The organism is Gulosibacter massiliensis, assembly GCF_900626105.1.
Lineage (GTDB): Bacteria > Actinomycetota > Actinomycetes > Actinomycetales > Microbacteriaceae > Gulosibacter > Gulosibacter sediminis.
On sequence record NZ_UYZX01000001.1, the window covers coordinates 541,778 to 563,387 of the forward strand.

Sequence of the window (21,610 nt, forward strand, 5' to 3'; positions counted from 1 at the left end):
CCATTACGAGGACCTCGACGTGCTTCACCCTACTTCGGGGTGCGCTGACGCGCGCTCTGCCACTGACCCGTGTTCCCGCTGCGACCTCCTGCTCGGCCTCGACGGCGTCCATGTCGAGTACGTGGACCGCCGCAACGGACTACTGATCGTGACGGTCTCGAGTCCTGCGGCGCCTGCCGGTTGCCCGTCGTGCGGGACCGTCGCGACCGGCCGTGGACGTCGCCGCCGGCTGCTTCATGACGTGCCCGGCATGACACGGGTGCGAATCGTGTGGCGGCAGCGAGTCTGGCGGTGCGACGAGTCGGGCTGTGCACGACAGACGTTCGTGGAACAGCTGCCGTCTCTTGTCGCCCCGCGTGGGGCACTCACCCGACGCGCGGTCGTCTGGGCAGTCGGTCAGCTGCGTCGCGAACACGCCACGATCGAAGGATTGCGTCGCCAGCTGGGCACGTCGTGGAAGACGGTGTGGCGGGCCGTCGAGCCGGAGCTTGTGAAGCTCGCGGCCGATGAGTCCCGGTTCGAGAACGTGACAACGCTGGGCGTTGACGAGCACATCTGGCATCACGTCGACCCGCGCAAGCGCGGTCCGAAAGAGCTGACCGGGATGGTCGACCTCACCCGCGACAGCACCGGGAAGACGCGGGCCCGGCTGTTGGACCTCGTGCCGGGCAGGTCGGGGAAGGCCTACGCGACCTGGCTCAGCGCACGTGGCGACGCATTCCGCGAGCAGGTGAAGGTCGCGGCGCTGGATCCGTTCGCCGGTTACAAGACCGCGATCGACGACAAACTGCAAGATGCCACCGCCGTGCTGGACGCGTTCCATGTCGTCAAGCTCGGCACCGTCGCGGTCGACGAGGTTCGCCGTCGGGTCCAGCAAGACACTCTCGGCCATCGCGGTCGGAAAGGTGATCCGCTCTACGGGATCCAGACCATCCTCCGCGCCGGGGCTGAGAACCTCACCGACAAGCAGTGGGCGCGCCTGACCGCAGCCATCGAGGCGAACCCGGCCCACGACGAGGTGTTCGTCGCATGGCAGTGCGCGCAGCAACTTCGCTCGGCCTATCACCAGAAGGACCTCGCTGAGGGGCGACAGATCGCCGAGAAGGTCGTCGAGTCGTTCCACACCTGTCCGATCCCCGAGATCGCACGCCTCGGCCGCACCCTGCGACGCTGGCGCTCAGCGTTCCTCGCCTACTTCACCACCAGCCGAGCAAACAACGGCGGCACCGAAGCAATCAACGGGATCATCGAGCTGCATCGTCGCCTCGCTCGCGGCTTCCGCAACCGCGAGAACTACCGCCTACGAATGCTCCTCGCCGCCGGCGGACTCACCCCATGACCCCACCGAATGTCCGAAGAGCCACTTGTCACCGAACCGGGTGTGACGCCAGACGTGCTCGTCGACGCCGATCGTGGTGACGCCGTCGAACCTGGCCGGATCGTCGATCAGCCGCCGCTTGCCCTCGGCGAGGATCGCGGTGTTCGCGGTGTGCCACGACACCCCCAGGCCTGCCGCGGCGCGGGAGACGGTGAGGTGGTCGACCACGATCGCCTTCAGCGCCCACCCGACCCCGCCGCGGGAGATCTTCGCCCGCGGCGCCGCCGCGTTCGTCGTGTCCTGCCGCCAGGTGCGGCGGCAGTGGCCGCACCGGTAGCGGCGCACCCGCACCAGCAGCGTCGTGGGCCGGTGACCGAACGGCTCGTGCGCGAGCGGACGCGTCACGGTGTCGCGCGGCACGCCCTCGGCGCCACACTTCCGACACCACGGGTCATCGTCAACGACGCGGCACTCGAGTACCGCCCGGTCGGGCTCGATCAACTGGCCGATGGCTTCGAGGCCGAGCTCATCGAGACGGCAGAACGTGGTGAGGTCAGGGGTCGCGAACGTAGGGTGGTGCAAGTCGAGGTCTTCCGGCAGATGGGCAGTGTGAGAACTTCCATCCTGGAAGACCTCGACGTCTATCCGCGAACCAGCCGCCGACCCTCGACTACACCCTCAACTGCGAAGAGCCGCTCAATGCCTGGCTCGTCTCGAGGACGAGCCTGATGTAGTGCTGCTTCCGGTCTGTAACTCGCGGCACTGGGGCCATTAGCGTCACGACGCCTTGGAGTACTTCTCTGCCGTCAACCACTGGCGCGCTCACACCCCACACGCCTTCATCTAGCACTCCCGCACTGATTGCATATCCGACGCGTTCCGCGGTCCGGCAGGAGTCCTCAATTTCTTGCGATTGCTTTCGGTCTAGGCCATGGCGCGAAAAGATCTGAGTTCGGCGAGTGCTAGACATATGCGAGAGAATTGCAGTTGCAGTCGCGCCTCGAAGCAATGGCTGAGATGCCCCGAGAGTGTAGCAACACCGAAGGGCGTAGCGAGGTGACTCAGCAGCATCCACGCAGAGGATTTCGTCGTCGTGAGGAACCATGTAAGCGGCAAATTCTCCCGACTGCTCCGAGAGGCGCCGAAGCGACCCAGTTATTGCGCCCGTAGTGAGTGCCTGGTCCCGATATCGCTGCGCAAGTTTGACCGATACGGCGCCCGCGCTGTATCGCCCTGGCGAAACGCGCTGCGCAAAACCCGAGTCGACAAGCATTCGAATGAGGCGGTATCCCGTACTTACCGGGACTCCGCATTGTTGGCTAATTTCTTCAACTGTCACCGTTGGACGATCTGCCAGACATTGCAAAAACCGCATCAGTCGAGCGATAAGTCGTTCGTCGCCATCAACCACGCCTAGCCGCCCCTTTGCAATCCAATTTCCAGCGCTGTCACGCTATAGAACTGCATCCCGCGAGTCTCGACAACACGAATTTCTCACTAAATGAGAATTTTAGGCGCGGCGGAGGACGTCCTTCGGGTCGTCGACCTGCACGGGGTGTCCGTCGAGTGAGAGTCGGCGGATGCCCTCGTTGATCATCCGGAGGGCGACGCGGTCGCCCGAGGTGACCCGGGCGAGGTCGAGGTGCACGGGCACGCGGCCATCCGGGATCTCCTCGAACGCGCGCAGCACGCGCTCGGACTGCGAGAACCGCAGCGGGCCCTGCAGGACGAGCAGGAACCGCGGTTCGGTCCCCTCGTCGTCACGCGTGAAGGTGTGCACCGCGGCATCGCTCGCCGGTGGCACACCCATGAGGTGCATGCCCATCTCCTGGCTCAGCCGCTCGAACAGCGCGACGCCGCGCACCGAGTTACCGAACGTGTCGAGGCGCGGCGAGAACGTCGCCACGGCGACCTGGCCGGGCAGGACGCCGAAGATCCCTCCACCGACGCCCGACTTCGCGGGGATCCCGACGTCGGTCATCCAGTCGCCCGAGGCGTTGTACATGCCACAGGTACTCATGACCGAGAGCACGCGCTGCGCGGTGCCCTCGCTGACGACGCGGTGCCCGGTGATCGGGTTCACCCCGCCCAGGCCGAGGGTCATGCCCATGACGGCGAGGTCGCGCGCCGTGACGCGGATCGCGCACTGGCGCGTGTACCCGGCGACGACCTCGCTCGGCTCGAGCTCGAAGTGCCCGGTCGAGCGCACGAGGTACGCGAGCGACGTGTTTCGGTACGCCGTCGCGATCTCGGAGTGATAGACGTCGCCGTCGACCTCGAGGTCGCGCCCGGCGAAGGCCGACAGGCCCGCGCGCACGTGCTCGAAGCGCTCCGCTGGCGTCCAGTCGTCCGGCGCCGTGAGCGCGTAGGTCGTGATCGCGCCGATGTTGATCATCGGGTTGTCGGGCCGCCCGGTCGTTTCGTCGACGCTCGCCGAGTAGAAGGGGTCACCGCTCGGCTCGACGTTCACGTGCTCCTCGACGCCCGCCGCGCCGCGCGTCTCGAGCGCGAGGGCGTACGCGAACGGCTTCGAGGCGGACTGAATCGAGAACTCGACCGCAGCATCCCCCGCGTCGTACTGCATGCCCTCGGGCGTGCAGAGCGCGACACCGAACTGGTCGGGGTCGACGTTCGCGAGCTCGGGGATGTAGTTGGCCACCTCGCCACCGTCGTGGCATTCGAGCATGGCCTCTTTCAGGTAGTCGAGCAGCGGGGATTTCATGCCGCGAGCTTCAGCCGATTCATGCGGCGCGAGTGGTTCGCGAGCAGCTCGCCGGCGAAGGCCTCGGCCCCCGCTTCGGCGCCCTCCACGACCGTGTCGGCGCTCTTGCCGGGCGCAATGCCCGCGAACTGGCGGGTCCACACGACCCCGTCGCCGGCGGTGCGGCGGCCCCACATCGCGAGCCGATCGTCGATGTGAATATCGCGCTCAAACAGGGCCTGCAGCGTCGCCACGATCTCGTCCTGCCAGGCCGACCAGTCGAGCTCGTCGCCGAACTCCACGACGGGCGTGTGGAGCGCGCCGAAGCCGAGCACCGCATCCTGCACGATGCCGTTCACGAGAAAGAGCGAGAGCAGCTGCTCGTATGCGGTGCGACCGCTCACCCGCGCCCAGAGGTCGTCGAGGAGCTTGGTGACCGCGTCGGGCTCGGTGCCCTCGTCGGCGCGCACGAGGTCGCGGATGCGCGGGATCGCGTCGGCCTCCGGCGTGCGGGCCAGCTCGCGCTCAAGGTCGTCGAGCGAAAGCCGGGTGCGGCGCAGGGTGCTGGCAGCGACGTCGCGCAGCAGCTGGGGCTCCGGTGCGAGCTCGGCAAACGGGTTCGCCTCGGTAGCCGAGGACTTCTCTGCGTCTTCACTACTCACCGCGTCATCTTCTCACGAGCCGGATGCGAAATGGCTGCCCAGAGTAGGGTGGACAGCGGTGCTGTCGACCGCACCCGTGCGCCCTGGAGAATTCGGGCGCCCATGATCCACCTGAATAAGGGCTATTTGTGAAGTTTTCTGAACTCGGAGTCGCGCCCGATCTCGCCGCGACACTCGCCGAACACGGCATTGAAGAAGCGTTCCCCATCCAGGAACAGACCATTCCCCTGGCGCTCAAGGGCCAGGACATCATCGGTCAGGCAAAGACCGGTACGGGCAAGACCCTCGGCTTCGGTCTGCCCCTGCTCCAGCGACTGGGCGAGAACCCCGAGCCCGGCGTGCAGGCGCTCGTCGTCGCGCCGACGCGTGAGCTCGCGATGCAGGTCTTTGAAGACCTCGACCGCGCGGCCGCGAAGCGCGGCACCGTCGTCGTGCCGATCTATGGCGGTAAGGCCTACGAGGGGCAGATCGACCAGATTAAGGACGGCGCGCAGGTCATCGTCGCCACGCCCGGTCGCCTCATCGACCTCATGAACCAGCGCATCATCTCGCTGAAGAATGTGCGCGAGATCGTCCTTGACGAGGCCGACAAGATGCTCGACCTCGGCTTCCTGCCCGACATCGAAAAGATCTTCGCGGCCGTGCCGCAGGTGCGCCACACCATGCTCTTCTCGGCAACGATGCCCGGCCCGATCCTCAACCTCGCGCGCCGCTTTATGACGCAGCCGGTGCACATTCGCGTCACCGACCCCGACGAGGGCGTGCTGCAGAAGAACATCCGCCACATCGTCTACCGCGCCCACCCGCTCGACAAGGATGAGCTGATCGCGCGCATCCTGCAGGCCACCGGCCGCGGCAAGACTGTCATCTTCATGCGCACGAAGCGCGCTGCCGCCAAGCTCCTCGAAGAGCTCCGCGACCGCGGGTTCTCGGCCGCCGCGGTGCACGGCGACATGAACCAGGAGCAGCGTGAGCGCTCGATGGCGTCGTTCAAGGGTGACAAGAAGGACGTGCTCATTGCCACCGACGTTGCCGCGCGCGGCATCGACGTCGAAGAGGTCACGCACGTGATCAATCACACGATCCCCGAAGACGAGAAGGCGTACCTGCACCGCGTCGGCCGCACCGGCCGCGCCGGCCACTCGGGCATCGCTGTGACGTTCGTGGACTGGGACGACCTGCACCGCTGGTCGCTCATCTCGAAGGCGCTCGAGCTCGGCGAAGAGGACCCGCGCGAGACCTACTCGTCGAGCCCCCATCTGTTCGAGGAACTCGACATTCCCGAGGACACGAAGGGCCGCCTGCCCGGCGCTTCCACCCGGGGCAACGACGCGCCGCCGAAGGAGGCGAGCCGCTCGTCGCGCTCGCGCTCGCGAAGCCGCAAGCGCACGACCGATGGCGGCGCCGAGAGTGCGACCGCCGAGTCGCCCGCCGAGGGCACCTCGGCATCGGAGGGCGGCGAGCCGTCGCGCGCGCCGCGCCCGCGTCGTCGCCGGCGTCGCGGTGGCTCGGGCGAGGGCTCGGCACCGACCGAGGCCAGCGCCGAGTAGCGCTAGCGCTCGCTATGCGGCACGACCGGCTTCGTGCCGGTGGCCCGCGCAATAATCCGTTCCAGCTCGACGGGATCCGTAGTGTTCTCACCGAGCTGGTTCGGTTTTCCGGCGCCGTGATAGTCGCTCGAACCGGTCACGATGAGGTCATGTTTGCGGGCGTAGCCGCGCAGGAGTGAGCGGGCCAGCTCGTCGTTCTCGCGGTGGCCGATCTCGACGCCATCGAGCCCAGCCGCGACAAGCTTCGGGAAGTTGCCGTCGCTCATCGCTCGACGCCCGCGGCTCCCGCCGTGCGCGAGCACCGCGACGCCGCCGGCCTCGTGGATGAGCTCGATGGCGTGCGTGGGATGCGGGGCCCGGTGGGGCTGAAAGTAGCCGCCGCGCCAGTGAAGGATCGACGCGAACGCCTCGTTCCGGTCGGCGACGAGGCCCTTGCGGGCCAGCGCATCGGCGATATGGGGGCGACCGATCGTCGCGCCCTCCTGCGCCTCCGCGAGCACGTCATCCCACTTCAGCGGGAAGTCGCGGCCGATCGCCTCGACCATCCGCTCGGCCCGCGTCACGCGATCGTTGCGGATGCGGTCGAGTTCGGCGACGAGGTGCTGATCGTGCCGGTCGAGCAGGTAACCCAGAATGTGCACGGAAGCGAGTTCGATCTGCGTCGAGAACTCGATTCCAGGGATCAGCGCCAGGCCGAGCTGGCGCGCGGCCGCCCCCGCCTCATCCCAGCCCACCATGGTGTCGTGATCGGTGAGCGCGATTGTGCCGAGCCCCGCATCCGCGGCCGCCTGCACGACCTGCGCCGGCGATTCGGTGCCGTCGGACTCGTTCGAGTGCAGGTGCAGGTCGATCGGTTTGGCTGGATCGAAGGCGCGCGCGGTCATGCTTCATGGTAGGCCGAGTTCAGGCGGCGCTTTCGGCAGCCTGCCCAGGTACCCTTGAGCGGTCATGTCGAAACGCAAACGAATCTCGCCGGCGTGGGGCATCAGCGGCGGCCTGCTCGCTGTTGTGGTGCTCATCTGCGGCGTTGTGCTGATCTGGCCACAGCTATTTGGCCTCCAGCGGACTCTGCCCTTTACGCAGCTCATCTCATTCCGGCTGGTTGGGCTGCTCTGCCTCGGCGCGGCGTTGATTCTCGTGCTGATTCTGCTGCTGATTTCGCGCCAGTCGCGGGCGCTGTTCGGCGCGACCGCCGTGGTGCTGACGCTGGTCCTCGTTGTCGGCAGCGGTATCTATCTCGTACGCGGCCTTGCGACGAATGTGCCAGCGAGCAATGCCGAGGGGTCGATCAAGGTACTGAGTTGGAACACGCTCGGCAACGAACCCGGCTCGCCGACGATCGCACAGCTCGCCCTCGAACGCGAGGCCGATGTCGTCGTGCTGCCCGAGACGACCGAGGACATGGGCGTCGAGATCGCCGGCATTATGTCGGAGCAGGGCAGCCCGATGTGGGTGCTCTCGAACAGCGGCGCACCTGGGTATGCCGCAGCCGAGACGACAATCCTGATTTCGTCAGATCTCGGCGAGTATCAAATCAACTCCGACCTCGGTGACACGTCGGCGCTCGCCACCGTAATCGCCGAGCCGGTGAGCGGCGACGGCCCGCGGTTCATCGCCGCTCATCCAATAGCCCCGACGCCCCAGTACATGGATCTGTGGCGTTCCGACCTCGAGTGGCTCTCAACGGTCTGCGACGGCAACACGATTCTTGCCGGTGATCTCAATGCGACGCTTGACCACCTGTGGGGCCTTGGCACGACCGACGGCGCTGCCCTCGGCGCGTGTTACGACGCGGCCCAGGCTGCGGGTGCTGCCTCCTCCGGTACCTGGACAAGTGGTCGCCCGCCCATGCTCGTGCCAGCAATCGACCATGTCATGTCGACGTCGCAGTGGGAGGTCACTGGCTTCGAGGTCATCACCTCGGCCGATCGCGCTGGCTCGGACCACCGCCCCGTCTTCGCCGAACTCTCCCCCGCCTCCTAACGAGGGGGTTGAGTGGTCGTTTCTTGTAGTTCTGGCGGTGCCAGAACTACAAGAAACGACCACTCAACCCCCAGTGGGAGAATGGGGGTATGAGTGAAACCGCCACGAGCAACCACGACCGCACCGCCGAAGAAGGCGACGCACAGGTCAAGAACGCGAACCGCAGCACAACTCCAGGTTCGACCTTCTTCCGCGACTACATTTCGCAGGGCTGGGAGGCCCGTCAGGACGAGCCGACCCCTCGCTCCGAGGTAGCTCCGTACGCCAAGGCCCGCCGCGACGCCATTTCAGCGCTGCATCACGGCGAGCGCCTCGTCATCGCCGCGGGCGACACGAAGGTGCGCTCGAACGACGACGACTACGCCTACCGCGCGCACTCAGCGTTCGCGCACCTGACCGGCTGGGGTTCGGCGACGGTGCCGGGCTCGCTGCTCGTGTTTGAGCCGACCGCCGATGGCCACGACGTCACGCTGTTCTTCCGCAAGGCCGCGGGCCGTGACACCGACGAGTTCTACGCGAACCCAAGCATCGGCGAGTTCTGGACCGGCCCCCGCCCGAGCCTCGAGCAGGTCAGCGCCCACCTCGACATCGCGACCCGCGACCTCGGTGAGTTCTCGGCTACCCGCGGCGATGTGAGCGAGGCTGACCCGCAGCTCGCCCAAGAGCTCAGCGAGCTGCGCCTCGTCAAAGACGAGTGGGAAGTGCAGCAGCTGCGCGACGCCGTCGCTGCGACCTCGAACGGCTTCGACGAAATCCTGCGAGCGCTGCCTCGCGCGACCGAGCATCCTCGAGGCGAACGCGTCGTCGAGGGCGCGTTCACGGCCCGGGCACGCCTCGAAGGCAATGACCTCGGCTATTCGACCATCGCTGCCGCGGGCCCGCACGCCTGCTACCTACACTGGTCGACGAACGACGGCCCTGTGTTGCCGGGCGACCTGATTCTCGTCGACGCCGGCGTCGAGGTCGACTCGTACTACACCGCCGATGTCACCCGCACCATGCCGATCGACGGCGCCTTCACGACGGTACAGCGGCGCGTCTACGAGGCCGTACTCAAGGCGGCCGACGACGCGTTCGCCATCGTCAAGCCCGGCATCACATTCCGAGAGGTGCATGAGACTGCGCTCGCCTCCATCGCGAAGTCGCTGGATGCTTGGGGCGAGATTCTGCCGATGTCGCTCGACGAGGCGCTCAAGCCCGAGCACCAGCCGCACCGCCGCTACATGGTGCACGGCACCAGCCACCACCTCGGCCTCGACGTGCACGACTGCGCCCAGGCACGCCGCGAGATGTACCTCGATGGCATCCTCGAGCCGGGCAACGTGTTCACGATCGAGCCGGGCCTCTACTTCCACCCAGGCGACCTCACGGTGCCCGAGGAGCTGCGCGGCATCGGCGTCCGCATCGAGGACGACATCGTCGTGACCGAGACCGGTGCCGAGAACCTGTCGGCCGGCATCCCCCGCTCGGCCGACGACGTCGAGGCGTGGCTCGCCGCCCACCGCTAACCCCAGAACACAGTTGAGTGGTCAGTTTTTGTAGTTCTGGCGCTGCCAGAACGACAAAAACTGACCACTCAACTGTGTTCTGTTAGGCGTCGGAGGTGTTGCGGATCGAGTGGACGAGGGCCGCGACGAAGGCGAAGAGGATGCCCGCGACCGGCCACACGAGCCACGATTGCTGCCAGGCATTCCAGCCGAAGCTCCACACGAGGAAGACCGCAACCGCCAACAGCCAGTACGGGCCCGCGATACGCGAGATGAGCGAGTTCGACTTCTGCTGCTCGTCCGAGACCAGCTCGAACTTGCCCTCGCCGAGCAGCTTCGAGAACGTGCTGCGGCGCACGGCCCCGTGCAGGATCAGCGCGACGCCAATGGCCACGCCGACGAGGATGCACACCGCGCTGCCGTCGCCGAACCCCATCCCGTCGAGCGTGGCGGTCGCGGCCACGCCGAGGATGATGATGACGATGCCGCCGACGAGCTGCGTCACGAACGCCGACTGCCCCGCGCGCATCCGGCCACGCAGCTCCTGCTCGTAGGGTTCTTCGAGCTGCACGCGCCGTGATTCGAGGTGCTTGAACTGGGCCGCCTGCAGGCCACCAAGCACAAAGAGCCCGACGGCGATCGCGACCGTGACGAGGAACATCCCGCCGCTCAGGGGCGACACGGCCAGGTCGCGACCCTCGAGCAGCACCGTGAGGCATAGACCCGCCATGATCACTGCGACGCCGCCGGCAATTAGCCACGCCATGCGGCCCCGGCTGCGCAGCAGCGCCTCGCCCTCCGCGCGGTCGACAAACGCAAGCTGCGTCGGGTCGACCGCCGCACCGAGCTGCTCGCGAATGCCGAGGTCGTCGGCGATTTCCACGAGGTTGCCGAACTGCGCGATGACCCGGCCCACCGCCTCGTTCTCGCTCACGCCCTCGGCGCGCAACTCGTGAAAGCGGTCGAGGCTCATCTGCTCGAGTTCGCCCCGCGCCCGCAGCACTTCCGCGTTCCGCGGCAGCCCACGAAACATGTGGTCAATGTAGGTAGTGATGGCGTCCATGACTAAGCCCCCTGTTGCTGGCTGGATGCATCGGTTTCTGGAATGTCGCGGATGAAGCGGCGGATGAGGTCGACGGTCCGATACCACTCGTCGACCTTGTCGCGGTAGGTGCGCACCCCCGCCCCGGTCAAGCGGTAGTAGGTGCGGGCGCGGCCGTGCGTTTCGGAGCCCTTGAACGAGGCGATTGCCCCGCTCTTCTCGAGTCGGCGCAGCGCCGAGTAGAGCGTCGTCTCCTTGAGCTCGTACTCACCATGGGCCAATTGCTCGATGCGCTTCGAGATCGCGTAGCCGTAGGAAGGCTCGTCGAGGAGTGATTCGAGCACGAGGACGTCCACGTATCCGCGAATCACGTCGGCGCTGATCATGATGTGCTCCTATGTCTGACGTAGTAGTTACTTTGCCACACGTACTACGTCAGATCAAGTACTTTTCGCCGAGGAAAAACCGCGCGGCACGAGTCCCCTCGCGCCGCGCGGTAGCGGATGCACCTAGGCTTCGCCGCGCTCCTGCTTACGCCGCAGCTCGTCCTGCATTTCGCCATACGTCTTCGGCGGGCCCGCGGGCGCGGCCGGCTTCGGCGCATCCTCGCCTCCCGCGCCGGGCTGCCCGGACTGCTGCGGCTGCGGCGCGTTGCCGGGCTGCTGCGGCGCGGCCTGCTGCCCCGGCTGCTCCCCCTGGCCCGCCGGGCCAGACTGCCCCGGCCACTGCGGCTGCTCCGGCTGCTGGCCGTGCTCCTGCCCCTGCTGCCCCTGCTGCCCCCAGCCGCCGTGCTGCCCGGGCGCGTGCCCGCTGCGCAGGATGCTCGCGGCGTCGTTCGCGAGCTCGTTCGGCACGACGAGGTCGAAGCTGCCCGCGGTGAGTTGCATCACCGAGGTGAACTCGCGCTTGTTCGGCGTCATCGCATAGATGATGAGCGCCCAGATCACGCCGAACGCGATCGAGAGCAGCAAGATGCCGAAGAGCACGAGGAAGCTCGTGATCGGGTACACGATCATCCACATGAGCGACATGAACAGGCCGATCATCACACCCGTCATGGCGCCGTTGAGCGCGGCGCGGCCGACGCTCATGCGGCCGGTTACCCGCTCGACCGAGCGGAGGTCGCTGCCGACGATCGAAATCGCCTGCACGGTGAAGCCCTCGTTCGCGACGAGGAGATCGACGGCCTGCTTGGCCGCCTCGTAGGTCTGGTATGACCCGACGGTGCGCCCCTGCGGGAGCGTCGGGAATTGCGAGTTGAGGCCGGGTGCGGGAGATGTCATATAAAAACTATCGCGCCACACCCGGAGAAGATTCTGGGAGACCACTAGCATTGTGCGAGTGAGTGCATCGAAGGTTTTTGTCGCGCGCCTCGCCAACACCCCGGTATTTAATCCCGACGGTGACCGCGTGGGGCGCCTTCGCGACGTCATCGTGAATTACCGCTCCGAGCACGCACCCCACGTCAACGGCCTGCTCGTCGAGGCGGCAGGTTCGCGCCGCCTCGTGTTCGTGCCGATGCAGCTCGTCACCGCCATCGGCTCCGCCCAGCTCATCGTCGAGTGGGACGAGGTCGACACCCGCACGTTCGAGCAGCGCGGCGAAGAGGTGCGCGTGCTCGCGGACCTACTCGACCGCACGGTCTCGCTGGGCGAAAAGAAGATTCGCGCGACGATCGAAGACGTCGCGATCGAGGAGGACGACGCCGGCGAGTGGTCGATCGGCCAGCTCTACCTGCGCCTCCCCCGCACCTCGAAGTTCACCTTCGGCAAGGCGCCGACGCGCTACGCCGACTGGGACGAGATCGAGCTCGACATCGAGCCCGGCGACGAGGCCCAGGCCACGCAGTTCCTCACGGCACACTCGGAAATGGAGCCGAGCGACCTCGCGGATGCGCTGCTCGAGTTGCCCGAGAGCCGTCGCCTCGCGGTCGTGGAAGAGATGCCGGATGAGCGGCTCGCGGATGTGCTCGAGGAGATGCACGAGGACGACCAGCTCGTCATCATCGAGCACTTCGACCAGGAGCGCGCTGCCGACGTCCTCGACCAGATGCAACCGGACGACGCGGCTGACCTCATCGGCCGCCTCGACTCGGCGCAGTCCGCCGCCCTCCTCGAGCTCATGGAGCCGGAGGAGGCCGAGGACGTGCGCATGCTCCTCGAGTTCGAGCCGAACACGGCCGGTGGCCTCATGACGACCGACCCGATCATCGTCTCGGCCGACACGACGATCGCCGAGGCGCTCGTGCTCATCCGCCGCAGCGAGATCGCCCCGGCGCTCGCCACCGCGGTGTTCGTGACGGCGTCGCCGTACGAGCCGCCGACCGGCCGCTACCTCGGCCTCGTGCACTTCCAGCGCCTCTTGCGCTACCCGCCGCACGAGCGCGTCGGGTCGATACTCGACAATCGCGTCGAGCCGGCCCACACCTCGACCCGTGACATCGACGTGGTGCGCTCGCTCGCCCGCTACGACCTCGTCGCGCTCCCCGTCGTGGACGACGACGACCGCCTTGTCGGCGTGATCACCGTCGACGACGTGCTCGACCACATCCTCCCCGACGACTGGCGCGCCAAGGCCTCCGCCGACGATGGCGACGACCTCGGCCCGGTCACCGCCGCGATCACCCTGCCGAAGCATCCAAACCCCACCCCCGTTGCCACCGAAGTGCGTCAGCGCCACGGCGGCACCGGCCGACCGCCGGGAGGTGACCGTGGCTGAAATCGACCGCAATGACGACCTCCTGAGTGTCCCGAAAACGGCCAAGACCTCCCGGCGCGACCGCAAGCAGGCGCGCGACCGGGGCAAGCAGAAGGAACAGCCGAAGGGCGACCTGATCGGCCGCATCATGGAGGCCGTCGCCCGCGGTATGGGCACGCCCGCGTTCCTCATCATCCTCACGCTGTTCGTCGCCACTTGGATCGCCTGGAACTCGCTCGCGCCCGACGCCTGGCGCTTCGACTCCGCCGATCTCGGCTTCATCGCCCTGACCCTCGCGCTGTCGCTGCAGGCGTCCTACGCTGCCCCGATGCTCCTCCTCGCGCAGAATCGTCAGGACGACCGCGACCGCGTGCAGATCGAGCAAGACCGCCAACGCGCCGAGCGCAACACCGCCGATCTCGAGTACCTCACGCGCGAGGTCGTGGCCCTCCGGATGCTCATGAACGAGCTCGCGTCGAAGGACTTTATCCGCGCCGAGATCCGCGCCCTGCTCGAGGACATCGAGGAGCTCGGCGACGAGGACGTCGACGCCGAGGCACCCGCCGACCGCCGAGGCGCACCGAAGCATGGCTGACGCGCGCGCAGCGAGGATTCTCGCCGAGCTCGCGCACGTGATCGACCCGGAGCTGCGGCGACCCCTTACCGAGCTCGACATGATCGGCGCCGTCACCGCCGTGTCCGGCGCACCTGCCCACATAGACCTCCGCCTCACGATCGTCGGCTGCCCCGCCGCATCCCAAATCGAGCGCGACGTGCGGGCCGCCATCGAGCGCGCGATCGGCACCGACCCGTACGACCTCAGCGTCGGCGTCATGACCCGCGAGCAGCGGGATGCGCTGACGGCGCGACTGCGCGGCTCGCGGCCGAAGACGCATCCGTTCGGCAAGGACTCGCTCACGCGGGTGATCGCAGTCTCAAGTGGCAAGGGTGGCGTCGGCAAATCCACCGTCACTGCGAACCTCGGCGCCGCGATGGCCGCTGACGGGCTCGCCGTCGGCATCGTCGACGCCGATGTCTACGGCTTCTCGATTCCGGGCCTGCTCGGCATGGCGTCCGGCACGCAGCCCACGCAGGTCGGCGAGCTGATGCTGCCGCCCGTCGCGCACGACGTGAAGGCGGTGTCGATCGGGATGTTCCTCCCCGACCCCGACGAGATCGTCGCCTGGCGCGGGCCGATGCTCCACCGCACGCTCGAGCAATTTCTGCGCGACGTCTTCTTCGGCGAGCTTGATGTGCTCTTGCTCGACCTGCCACCGGGCACCGGCGATGTCGCAATCTCGCTCTCACAGCTGTTGCCAGGCAGCGAAGTCGTCGTGGTTACCACGCCGCAACCGGCCGCCGCCGACGTCGCGTGGCGCTCTGGGGCGCTCGCCGCGAAGACCGGCCAGCGCGTGGTTGGCGTCATCGAGACGCTCTCCCCCGCCACCCTGCCGAATGGCGAGACGCTCGACCTCTTCGGCGCCGGCGGCGGGCAGGAGGTCGCGTCGCGCCTCGACGCCCCGCTGCTCACGCAGGTGCCGATCTCGACGGTGCTCCGCACAGACGGCGACGCGGGCACGCCGATCGTGCTCGCGCATCCCGACGACCCAGCGGCTGTCGCATTGCGGGCGGCGGCGCGGGCCCTCGCGATCCGACCGCGCGGACTCGCGGGGCGCTCGCTCGGCCTACGGCCCAGCTAAGCCGCGGCTACGTCGCCTCGGTGTCGAACGGTGCCATGCCGGGCACGAGGTGTTCAGCGGCCGCGGATGCGCCGAGCGACGACGCCCAACTCGGAGCCGAGTCGGCGGTTGCGGTACTCGCGGTGCCGACGGCGACCGCCGTCGCGGCGCCCGCCGTCGCGCCAGAACTCGCCGTTGGCCCAGCGTCGTTCCAGGCATCGCGCACGATGCGACGAGGATCGTACTGGCGTGGGTCGAGCTTGCGCCAGTCTTCCTCGGTGAAGTCCGTGCCCATTTCGTCCGACACGCGCTGCTTCGTGTCGTCCACCCAGTGGCGCGCCCGCTTCACGAGGTTCGCCGCGCTCTGTGCCAGGCCGGGCAGCCGATCGGGGCCGAAAATGAACATGGCGATGACCGCGATCACGAGAAGTTTCTCGAAAGTCAATCCGCCCATACCCTTCAGGGTAGCCTGGTGCAATGGCCGAATTCGAACTGGCAAGGCGCTATCTCGACGAACAATCAGTCGAGTCCAAGGCGCAGCTCGCGGCCCGTCGCTATGCGCAGGCGGAGGGGCTCCCCGCACTCAGCCCAACTCTCGGCAGCCATCTCGCCTTTCTCGCGGCAGCAACGAGTGCGACGCAGATCATGCAGATCGGCACGACTTCGGGGCAGGCGAGTTGCGCGTTTCACCGCGGCGCCCCCGAGGCCACCGTCACATCGATCGACGACGATGCCGAACGGCTCGATCAGGAGCGGCGCTCACTGCTCCAAGCGGGGCACGCTCCGGCCTGGATCCGCAATATCAGCGGCGACCCGCGCGTGGTACTCCCCCGCATGAGCGAGTCGAGCTATGACCTCGTGCTCATCGCGAGCGATCTCGAGCACATCGCCGCACACCTGCAGCACGCGCTGCGCGTGATCCGCTCGGGCGGCAGCATCCTTGCCCTCAACGCCCTCAACTCGGGCCGCGTCGCCGACCCGGCGCGCCGTGACCCCGTCACGAACTCCCTGCGCGCCCTGATTCGCGAGTTCGGGCGCCACCCCGACCTCATTTGCTCGGTGCTACCCCTCGACGGTGGGGTGCTGCAGCTCACGACCCCCGCCCGGCGCTAGCCGAACCGCGAACGAGGGGCACGCATCCGCTTGGATGCGCGCCCCTCGTTCTCGTCAGTAACCTAGCTCTCGACGGCGCCACTCAGTGCCGAGGCGAGCTCCTTCGCCTCGTCGTCGTTGACAGACACGACCAAACGGCCGCCACCCTCCAGCGGTACCCGTACGATGATGAGTCGGCCCTCGCGGACCGCTTCCATTGGTCCGTCGCCAGTGCGCGGCTTCATTGCAGCCATGAGTCTTCTGCCTTCCGTAGTTGTAGGGACGACTCCTATTATCCCACTTCCCTGCAATGGCGCCGATGAATGGCCTTCACTTGCGTCATAAACCATGCGTGGGAATGATTTTCGGACCGGTCGGGTTGCATCAAGAAGCAGGCGATAGTCTCGAGGAAGTTGATCCGGCAAACCCGTTGATTAACTCTGTCTCGCGACATCGTGTTTCGCGTCCCTACGAAAGGAAATGCCTTCTAATGGCTGAGTTCACGCTTCCCGACCTTCCTTACGACTACAGCGCTCTCGAGCCCCACATTTCGGGCAAGATCATGGAGCTGCACCACGACAAGCACCACGCGACCTATGTGAAGGGCGCGAACACCGCTCTCGAGCAGCTCGCTGACGCCCGCGACAAGGGCGACTTCGCGAACATCAACAAGCTCGAGAAGGACCTCGCGTTCAACGCCGGCGGCGTGAACAACCACTCGATCTTCTGGACCAACCTCACCCCCGACTACGAGGAGCCGGCTGGCTCGGCCAAGGAGCTGCTCGACACCGAGTTCGGTGGCCTCGAGAAGTTCCAGGCGCAGTTCACCGCAGCTGCCCTCGGCATCCAGGGCTCGGGCTGGGCTGTGCTCGGCCGCGACAACGTAACCGGCAACGTCTCGACGTTCCAGCTCTTCGACCAGCAGGGCAACGTGCCATTCGGCGTCACACCGCTGCTCATGCTCGACATGTGGGAGCACGCCTTCTACCTTGACTACCTCAACGTCAAGCCCGACTACGTCAAGGCGTTCTGGAACATCGTCAACTGGAAGAACGTCGCCGAGCGCATCGACGCCGCGAAGTAATTCCGCTGGTACATGAGGGCGGGTGGCAATTGTCACCCGCCCTCATCCGTTTTCCGCCTCGCTAGCCCTTCAGGCCAGGGAAGTCAGACTCCCGATACTCGTTCGGGATGCGCTCGTTGCGGCGCGCAAACTGCTGCTCGCGGTCGCGCAATTCGACGCGGCGGATCTTGCCACTTGCGGTCTTCGGCAGCTCATAGAACTCGATGCGGCGGGCGCGAAGGAACGGCGGCAGCGACTCGCGCGCGTGCTTGAGAATCGCGAAGGCGACGTCGGCGCTCGGCTCGCGGCCCGGGGCGAGCTGGATGTACGCCTTCGTGATGTTGAGGCGGGTGTCGTCGGGCGCGCCGACCACCGCAGCCTCGGCCACGAACTCGTGCTCGATCAGCGCCGACTCGACCTCGAACGGGGAGACCTTGTAGTCGCTCGACTTGAAGATGTCGTCGGTGCGGCCCACGAACGTGAGCCGGCCGGCATCGTCGCGCTGCGCGACGTCGCCAGTGTGGAACACACCGCCGCGGCGCCGATCCTCGGTCGCCTTGTCGTTACCGAAATAGCCCGACATGATCGAGATCGGCCCGCCGTCGGTCAAGTCGATGCACACCTCGCCCTCGACGCGCATCCGGTCGTCGGGGATGCGCTCGTCGGTGTGCTGGTCGACGAGCACGGCGCGGATGCCCGGCAGGGCCTTGCCCATCGAGCCCGGTGCCACCACCGAGCCGGGCGGGTTGCCGATCGCCGCGGTCATCTCGGTCTGGCCGTAGCCGTCGCGGATCTCGAGACCCCACCATTCGCGGATGCGCGCGATCACCTCGGGATTCAGCGGCTCGCCCGCCGAGATGACCTCGCGCAGCCCCGAGGGCCGCTGCGTCTGGCCGTGCTTGATGAGCATGCGCCAAACGGTCGGCGGCGCGCAGAAGGTGTTCACGCCCGCGCGCTCGAGATGCTGCAGCAGCTGGTCGGGGTCAAACTTCGCGTAATTGTCGACGTAGATCGCGGCCTCGGCGATCCACGGCCCGAAGAACGCGCTCCACGCATGCTTCGCCCAGCCCGGCGACGAGATGACCATGTGCGTGTCGCCCGGCTGCACGCCGATCCAATACATTGTGCTGAGGTGGCCGATCGGGTACGAGCGGTGCGAGTGAATCACGATCTTCGGCTTCGAAGTCGTGCCCGACGTAAAGTAGGCGAGCGCCGGAGCGTCGCCGCCCGCGCCCCGCTCGATCGGCGCATCCGAAACGCCCTCGGAGGCCGAATAGTCGTGCCGCTCTCGGTTCAGGTCAACGTCGTTGCTGATGCCGATCGCGACACGCTCGGGCCCCCGCGCCTTGGGCACCGCGATGACCTTGATGTCGCCCTCGAACCAGTCAAACTTCTCGGCGTCGGCTTCGTCGGTGATGACCCACTTCGCCTCGCCGCGCTGCACACGGTCCTCGAGGTCACCCGAGGCGAGCACGACCGCGGTCGGCATGACGACGGCACCGAGCTTCAGCACGGCGAGCATTGATTCCCACAGCTCGACCCGGTTCGCCAGCATGAGCATGACGGCTTCGCCCGGGCGCACCCCGAGCTCGAGCAGCCAGCGCGCGACCTGATTTGAGCGCCGCCGCAGCATGTCGAATGAGTATTTCGCCTCAGATTCGTCATCTTCGACGATCCAAAGCGCGGTGTCGTGGTTATTGTCGGCGATGACATCGAACCAGTCGTGTGCCCAGTTGAAGGCGTCACTCACCTCGGGCCAGGCGAACTCCGCCTGCGCGGCGGCCGCGTCGGTGCGGTGGCGCAAGAGGAGGTCGCGGGCGGCCCGAAAGCGCTCGGTATCGGTGGATGCGGGAGTTGCGGTGGGGTCCATTTCGCCAGTTTACGGCGGGGTCCAGTCGCGTCCGATGACAAACCACATCCAGTGCAGCCAGAGTACCTGCGAGAGGAACGCGACCAGCGAAACGAGTACCCGATAGAGCGGAGATCGCGGCAGGGCAAGCGGCGCGGCGGCCGGGAACAGCGGGAATAGGAGCCGAAACGTCGACGACTGTGGAAAGAACACGGCGAAGATGTAGCTGAAGTAGGCGATGCCCCACAGCCGAATCTCAATGCCGAAGCGGCTCAGTGTGCGTGAGCCAAACCAGATGATCATGACCGCGACGATGGCGAGGACGAGCAGCGCGCCAACCACCGGCCCGAACCAGAAGTCGGCGCCAAAGAACCAGGCAGTGAACGGGGGCGTGTGTACCCCGCCGGTGTAGTGCCGGCGCCACGCAAATTCGGTCTCGAGATACGCGTCGAAGCGCCCCGTTGCGACAGCGGCGACGATGAGCCACGCAAGCCCCATAATGCCCGAGAAGATCGCCGCCAACCACGCGCGCTGTTGTTCCCGGCGGTCGAAGCGCTCCACCCGCGCTCGGTAGCGGTTCCAGTAGCGGTAGAGGATATAGAGGAATAACGTGAACGCCCACGCGAGTCCCGTGGGGCGGGTGAACGAGGCGATCGCGACGAGCGGCAGCATCAGCAGCCAGCGCCGCTCGACCAGCAGGTTGAGCAGCGTCACGAGCATCCAGAGGTGGAGGCTCTCGGCGTAGGCCACCTGGAACAGCGGCGAGACGGGCCCGATGCAGAGCAGCGTCACCGCGAAGATCGCCACGTTCTGGCTCACGAATCGGCGCAGCAACTTGAAGAAGCCGAGGGCGACGCCCAGGCCCGCAACGGCTGACACGAGCACTGCGCAGACCTCGAACGGCAGCGTCGTCATGATCGAGATACCGCGCACGAGGAACGGATAGACCGGCATGAACGCCCACGCGTTCTCGGTGACGAGCCCCTGCTCGTTCACTGGCAGCTCGGTCGGATACCCGGAGAAGGCGATGTAGGAGTACCACTCGCCGTCCCAGATATTCGCGAAGGTGAAGTAACTAGGGTTTGACGGTGTCTGCCAGGTCTCCTCCTGGTTGCTTGCGTAGATGAGCATCACGAGAGTCGTCACCACGCGCGAGGCGACGTAGATGAGCACGACCTTGAGCCATGCGGGCACGCCGCGCCACCAGTTGAGGATGGGGCCGGTAGCGGGGATTCTCGTGATCTCGAAGTCGCGGCGATCGACCGCCGGCGACACGTAGCGCGCGGGTAAGGTCGGCAGTGCAGCACGGATGCTCAAGCAACGACCTCCGCATTCGCGCCGGTGAGCCACGAGCGCAGGCCGGCCTCGACCGCGCGAATTTCGTCGACGAGCACGCGCTCGTCGTCGGCGTGGGCCTTCTGCGGGTCGCCCGGCCCATAATTCACGGCGGGTACCCCGAGCGCGCTGAAGCGGGCGACGTCGGTCCACCCCTGCTTGGCCACGGGCTCACCGCCGACGCTCGCGAGGAACGAGAGCGCGAGGGGCGCATCCAGGCCTGGGCGCGCGGCCGGCGAGCGGTCGAGGCACTCGAGTTCGAAACCGTCGAACACCTCAGCCAGGCGTGCCTCGGCCTCATCGAGCGACTTGTCGGGTGCGAAGCGGTAATTGACGTGCACACGGCACTCGTCGGGAATGACGTTGCCGGCAATGCCTCCGGTGATGCTGACGGCGTTGAGCCCCTCGCGGAACGTGAGGCCCTCGACGGGCACGTCGTCTGGCTCGTACTCGGCAAGGCGGCGAAGCACCTCGGACGCGTCGTGGATCGCGTTGTGCCCCACCCACCAGCGCGCTGAGTGGGCGCGACGGCCGCGAGTCACGACCTCGGCACGAATTGAGCCATTGCAGCCGCCCTCGACGCGCGCGCTCGTGGGCTCGCCGAGAATCGCGAAGTCGGCCTCGAACAGCTCGGGGTGGGTCGCCGCGAGCTTGCCGAGGCCGTTCGCGTCGGAGGCGACCTCTTCGTTGTCGTACCAGAGCCAGGTGATGTCAGCGATCGGCTCACGCAGCTCGGCCGCGAGTTTAAGCTGCACCGCGACGCCGGCCTTCATGTCGACCGTGCCACGCCCGACGAGGTACTCCCCTGGTTTAGCGGCGGGAACAGCCGAGGCCGCTTCACCTTCGCTCAACGTCGTGAACGACGTCGGCAGATTCTTGTTGATCGGCACGGTGTCGATGTGCCCCGCGATCGCGACGCGCTGCGCCCGTCCGAGCTCGGTGCGGGCAATGACCGTGTTGCCATGGCGCAGCACCCGGAGGTGCGACAGCCGGCGCAACGCCTCTTCGAGCGTGTCGGCGAGCGTCGCCTCGCGACCCGATTCCGAAGGGATATCGCAGATCGTCTGCGTGAGATCCACGACATCTGCGGTCAGGTCAAGGGATCCATCCGTCGTCAGTGCGGGCATGCGCACCAGTCTAAGGCGTTGCGAG

Annotated in this window: 21 protein-coding genes and 1 pseudogene; 9 read left to right on the forward strand and 13 right to left on the reverse strand. The window is 66.9% G+C overall.

What is annotated here, in order from left to right:
* The first annotated feature begins 19 nt into the window (after positions 1-19).
* A complete protein-coding gene (locus tag EJL01_RS02635; protein WP_431834721.1) occupies positions 20-1,339 on the forward strand; it encodes an ISL3 family transposase in 1,320 nt (439 codons plus the stop codon).
* Positions 1,340-1,357: 18 nt separating this feature from the next.
* Here the strand turns inward: EJL01_RS02635 and EJL01_RS02640 are convergent.
* From EJL01_RS02640 to EJL01_RS02655, 4 genes and pseudogenes are all read right to left on the reverse strand, one after another.
* Positions 1,358-1,900: pseudogene (locus tag EJL01_RS02640) on the reverse strand (ISL3 family transposase); the annotation flags it as partial.
* An 88-nt stretch (positions 1,901-1,988) separates the two neighbouring features.
* Entirely contained in the window at positions 1,989-2,693 is a 705-nt protein-coding gene (locus EJL01_RS13450) for an IclR family transcriptional regulator (protein ID WP_431834728.1), read from the reverse strand.
* 135 nt (positions 2,694-2,828) lie between these two features.
* Positions 2,829-4,040, reverse strand: coding sequence for a glutaminase A (glsA, locus tag EJL01_RS02650; RefSeq protein ID WP_125106161.1), 1,212 nt, complete (start codon positions 4,038-4,040; stop codon positions 2,829-2,831).
* Entirely contained in the window at positions 4,037-4,681 is a 645-nt protein-coding gene (locus EJL01_RS02655) for a hypothetical protein (protein ID WP_125106162.1), read from the reverse strand. The genes glsA and EJL01_RS02655 overlap by 4 nt, the downstream gene beginning before the upstream one ends.
* A 128-nt stretch (positions 4,682-4,809) precedes the next feature.
* Here EJL01_RS02655 and EJL01_RS02660 point away from each other — a divergent pair, with 128 nt between their 5' ends.
* Entirely contained in the window at positions 4,810-6,231 is a 1,422-nt protein-coding gene (locus EJL01_RS02660; RefSeq protein WP_125106163.1) for a DEAD/DEAH box helicase, read from the forward strand.
* 2 nt (positions 6,232-6,233) lie between these two features.
* On the opposite strand, the gene EJL01_RS02665 is transcribed toward EJL01_RS02660, so the two are convergent.
* Positions 6,234-7,115 carry a PHP domain-containing protein gene (locus EJL01_RS02665; protein WP_125106164.1) on the reverse strand — a complete coding sequence of 294 codons (882 nt, stop codon included), beginning with the start codon at positions 7,113-7,115 and terminating at the stop codon, positions 6,234-6,236.
* Between the two features lie 64 nt (positions 7,116-7,179).
* On the opposite strand from EJL01_RS02665, the gene EJL01_RS02670 reads away from it, so the two are divergent.
* Both EJL01_RS02670 and EJL01_RS02675 read left to right on the forward strand, forming a co-directional pair.
* Positions 7,180-8,214 carry an endonuclease/exonuclease/phosphatase family protein gene (locus EJL01_RS02670; RefSeq protein ID WP_125106165.1) on the forward strand — a complete coding sequence of 345 codons (1,035 nt, stop codon included), beginning with the start codon at positions 7,180-7,182 and terminating at the stop codon, positions 8,212-8,214.
* An 89-nt stretch (positions 8,215-8,303) separates the two neighbouring features.
* The gene (locus tag EJL01_RS02675; protein WP_125106166.1) at positions 8,304-9,722 is read left to right on the forward strand and encodes an aminopeptidase P family protein; all 1,419 of its coding nucleotides are present in this window, start codon (positions 8,304-8,306) and stop codon (positions 9,720-9,722) included.
* 82 nt (positions 9,723-9,804) lie between these two features.
* Here EJL01_RS02675 and EJL01_RS02680 read toward each other — a convergent pair whose 3' ends face one another.
* The 3 genes from EJL01_RS02680 to EJL01_RS02690 form a co-directional block, all read right to left on the reverse strand.
* On the reverse strand, positions 9,805-10,764 hold the full coding sequence (locus tag EJL01_RS02680) for a permease prefix domain 1-containing protein (RefSeq protein WP_125106167.1): 960 nt from the start codon (positions 10,762-10,764) through the stop codon (positions 9,805-9,807).
* Between the two features lie 2 nt (positions 10,765-10,766).
* The gene (locus tag EJL01_RS02685; protein WP_125106168.1) at positions 10,767-11,129 is read right to left on the reverse strand and encodes a PadR family transcriptional regulator; all 363 of its coding nucleotides are present in this window, start codon (positions 11,127-11,129) and stop codon (positions 10,767-10,769) included.
* A gap of 123 nt (positions 11,130-11,252) precedes the next feature.
* A complete protein-coding gene (locus EJL01_RS02690) occupies positions 11,253-12,026 on the reverse strand; it encodes a YflT domain-containing protein (protein WP_125106169.1) in 774 nt (257 codons plus the stop codon).
* Positions 12,027-12,084: 58 nt separating this feature from the next.
* Here EJL01_RS02690 and EJL01_RS02695 point away from each other — a divergent pair, with 58 nt between their 5' ends.
* Genes EJL01_RS02695 through EJL01_RS02705 form a run of 3 tightly spaced genes read left to right on the forward strand, consistent with a single transcriptional unit; the run spans position 12,085 to position 15,140 of the window.
* Entirely contained in the window at positions 12,085-13,461 is a 1,377-nt protein-coding gene (locus tag EJL01_RS02695; protein ID WP_125106170.1) for a magnesium transporter MgtE N-terminal domain-containing protein, read from the forward strand.
* Positions 13,454-14,035: a DUF1003 domain-containing protein gene (locus EJL01_RS02700; protein WP_241209075.1), complete on the forward strand. Its 582-nt coding sequence runs from the start codon at positions 13,454-13,456 to the stop codon at positions 14,033-14,035. The genes EJL01_RS02695 and EJL01_RS02700 overlap by 8 nt, the downstream gene beginning before the upstream one ends.
* Positions 14,028-15,140, forward strand: a complete 1,113-nt coding sequence (locus EJL01_RS02705; RefSeq protein WP_125106171.1) for a P-loop NTPase — start codon at positions 14,028-14,030, stop codon at positions 15,138-15,140. The genes EJL01_RS02700 and EJL01_RS02705 overlap by 8 nt, the downstream gene beginning before the upstream one ends.
* Positions 15,141-15,147: 7 nt before the next feature.
* Here the strand turns inward: EJL01_RS02705 and EJL01_RS02710 are convergent, their stop codons facing one another.
* Positions 15,148-15,573, reverse strand: coding sequence for a twin-arginine translocase TatA/TatE family subunit (locus EJL01_RS02710; protein ID WP_125106172.1), 426 nt, complete (start codon positions 15,571-15,573; stop codon positions 15,148-15,150).
* A 23-nt stretch (positions 15,574-15,596) separates the two neighbouring features.
* Between EJL01_RS02710 and EJL01_RS02715 the strand changes: the two genes are divergently transcribed.
* Positions 15,597-16,232, forward strand: coding sequence for an O-methyltransferase (locus tag EJL01_RS02715; protein ID WP_125106173.1), 636 nt, complete (start codon positions 15,597-15,599; stop codon positions 16,230-16,232).
* A gap of 62 nt (positions 16,233-16,294) precedes the next feature.
* On the opposite strand, the gene EJL01_RS02720 is transcribed toward EJL01_RS02715, so the two are convergent.
* Positions 16,295-16,465: a DUF3117 domain-containing protein gene (locus tag EJL01_RS02720; protein WP_125106174.1), complete on the reverse strand. Its 171-nt coding sequence runs from the start codon at positions 16,463-16,465 to the stop codon at positions 16,295-16,297.
* Between the two features lie 236 nt (positions 16,466-16,701).
* Between EJL01_RS02720 and EJL01_RS02725 the strand changes: the two genes are divergently transcribed.
* Positions 16,702-17,295 carry a superoxide dismutase gene (locus EJL01_RS02725; RefSeq protein ID WP_125106175.1) on the forward strand — a complete coding sequence of 198 codons (594 nt, stop codon included), beginning with the start codon at positions 16,702-16,704 and terminating at the stop codon, positions 17,293-17,295.
* 61 nt (positions 17,296-17,356) lie between these two features.
* Here the strand turns inward: EJL01_RS02725 and EJL01_RS02730 are convergent, their stop codons facing one another.
* From EJL01_RS02730 to dapE, 3 genes are read right to left on the reverse strand one after another with little or no spacing between them, the layout of a single operon-like run.
* A complete protein-coding gene (locus EJL01_RS02730) occupies positions 17,357-19,144 on the reverse strand; it encodes an AMP-binding protein (RefSeq protein ID WP_125106176.1) in 1,788 nt (595 codons plus the stop codon).
* A gap of 9 nt (positions 19,145-19,153) precedes the next feature.
* Positions 19,154-20,440 carry a hypothetical protein gene (locus EJL01_RS02735; RefSeq protein ID WP_125106177.1) on the reverse strand — a complete coding sequence of 429 codons (1,287 nt, stop codon included), beginning with the start codon at positions 20,438-20,440 and terminating at the stop codon, positions 19,154-19,156.
* Positions 20,437-21,585, reverse strand: a complete 1,149-nt coding sequence (gene dapE, locus EJL01_RS02740) for a succinyl-diaminopimelate desuccinylase (protein ID WP_125106178.1) — start codon at positions 21,583-21,585, stop codon at positions 20,437-20,439. The genes EJL01_RS02735 and dapE overlap by 4 nt, the downstream gene beginning before the upstream one ends.
* Between the last annotated feature and the right edge of the window lie 25 nt (positions 21,586-21,610).

Bases quoted from the DNA above. Each gene is read 5' to 3' on its own strand.
- EJL01_RS13450 (WP_431834728.1), bottom strand. From the start codon at position 2,693: ATGCGGTTTTTGCAATGTCTGGCAGATCGTCCAACGGTGACAGTTGAA.
- glsA (WP_125106161.1), bottom strand. From the start codon at position 4,040: ATGAAATCCCCGCTGCTCGACTACCTGAAAGAGGCCATGCTCGAATGC.
- EJL01_RS02665 (WP_125106164.1), bottom strand. From the start codon at position 7,115: ATGACCGCGCGCGCCTTCGATCCAGCCAAACCGATCGACCTGCACCTG.
- EJL01_RS02670 (WP_125106165.1), top strand. From the start codon at position 7,180: ATGTCGAAACGCAAACGAATCTCGCCGGCGTGGGGCATCAGCGGCGGC.
- EJL01_RS02675 (WP_125106166.1), top strand. From the start codon at position 8,304: ATGAGTGAAACCGCCACGAGCAACCACGACCGCACCGCCGAAGAAGGC.
- EJL01_RS02680 (WP_125106167.1), bottom strand. From the start codon at position 10,764: ATGGACGCCATCACTACCTACATTGACCACATGTTTCGTGGGCTGCCG.
- EJL01_RS02685 (WP_125106168.1), bottom strand. From the start codon at position 11,129: ATGATCAGCGCCGACGTGATTCGCGGATACGTGGACGTCCTCGTGCTC.
- EJL01_RS02690 (WP_125106169.1), bottom strand. From the start codon at position 12,026: ATGACATCTCCCGCACCCGGCCTCAACTCGCAATTCCCGACGCTCCCG.
- EJL01_RS02705 (WP_125106171.1), top strand. From the start codon at position 14,028: ATGGCTGACGCGCGCGCAGCGAGGATTCTCGCCGAGCTCGCGCACGTG.
- EJL01_RS02710 (WP_125106172.1), bottom strand. From the start codon at position 15,573: ATGGGCGGATTGACTTTCGAGAAACTTCTCGTGATCGCGGTCATCGCC.
- EJL01_RS02715 (WP_125106173.1), top strand. From the start codon at position 15,597: ATGGCCGAATTCGAACTGGCAAGGCGCTATCTCGACGAACAATCAGTC.
- EJL01_RS02720 (WP_125106174.1), bottom strand. From the start codon at position 16,465: ATGGCTGCAATGAAGCCGCGCACTGGCGACGGACCAATGGAAGCGGTC.
- EJL01_RS02725 (WP_125106175.1), top strand. From the start codon at position 16,702: ATGGCTGAGTTCACGCTTCCCGACCTTCCTTACGACTACAGCGCTCTC.
- EJL01_RS02730 (WP_125106176.1), bottom strand. From the start codon at position 19,144: ATGGACCCCACCGCAACTCCCGCATCCACCGATACCGAGCGCTTTCGG.
- dapE (WP_125106178.1), bottom strand. From the start codon at position 21,585: ATGCCCGCACTGACGACGGATGGATCCCTTGACCTGACCGCAGATGTC.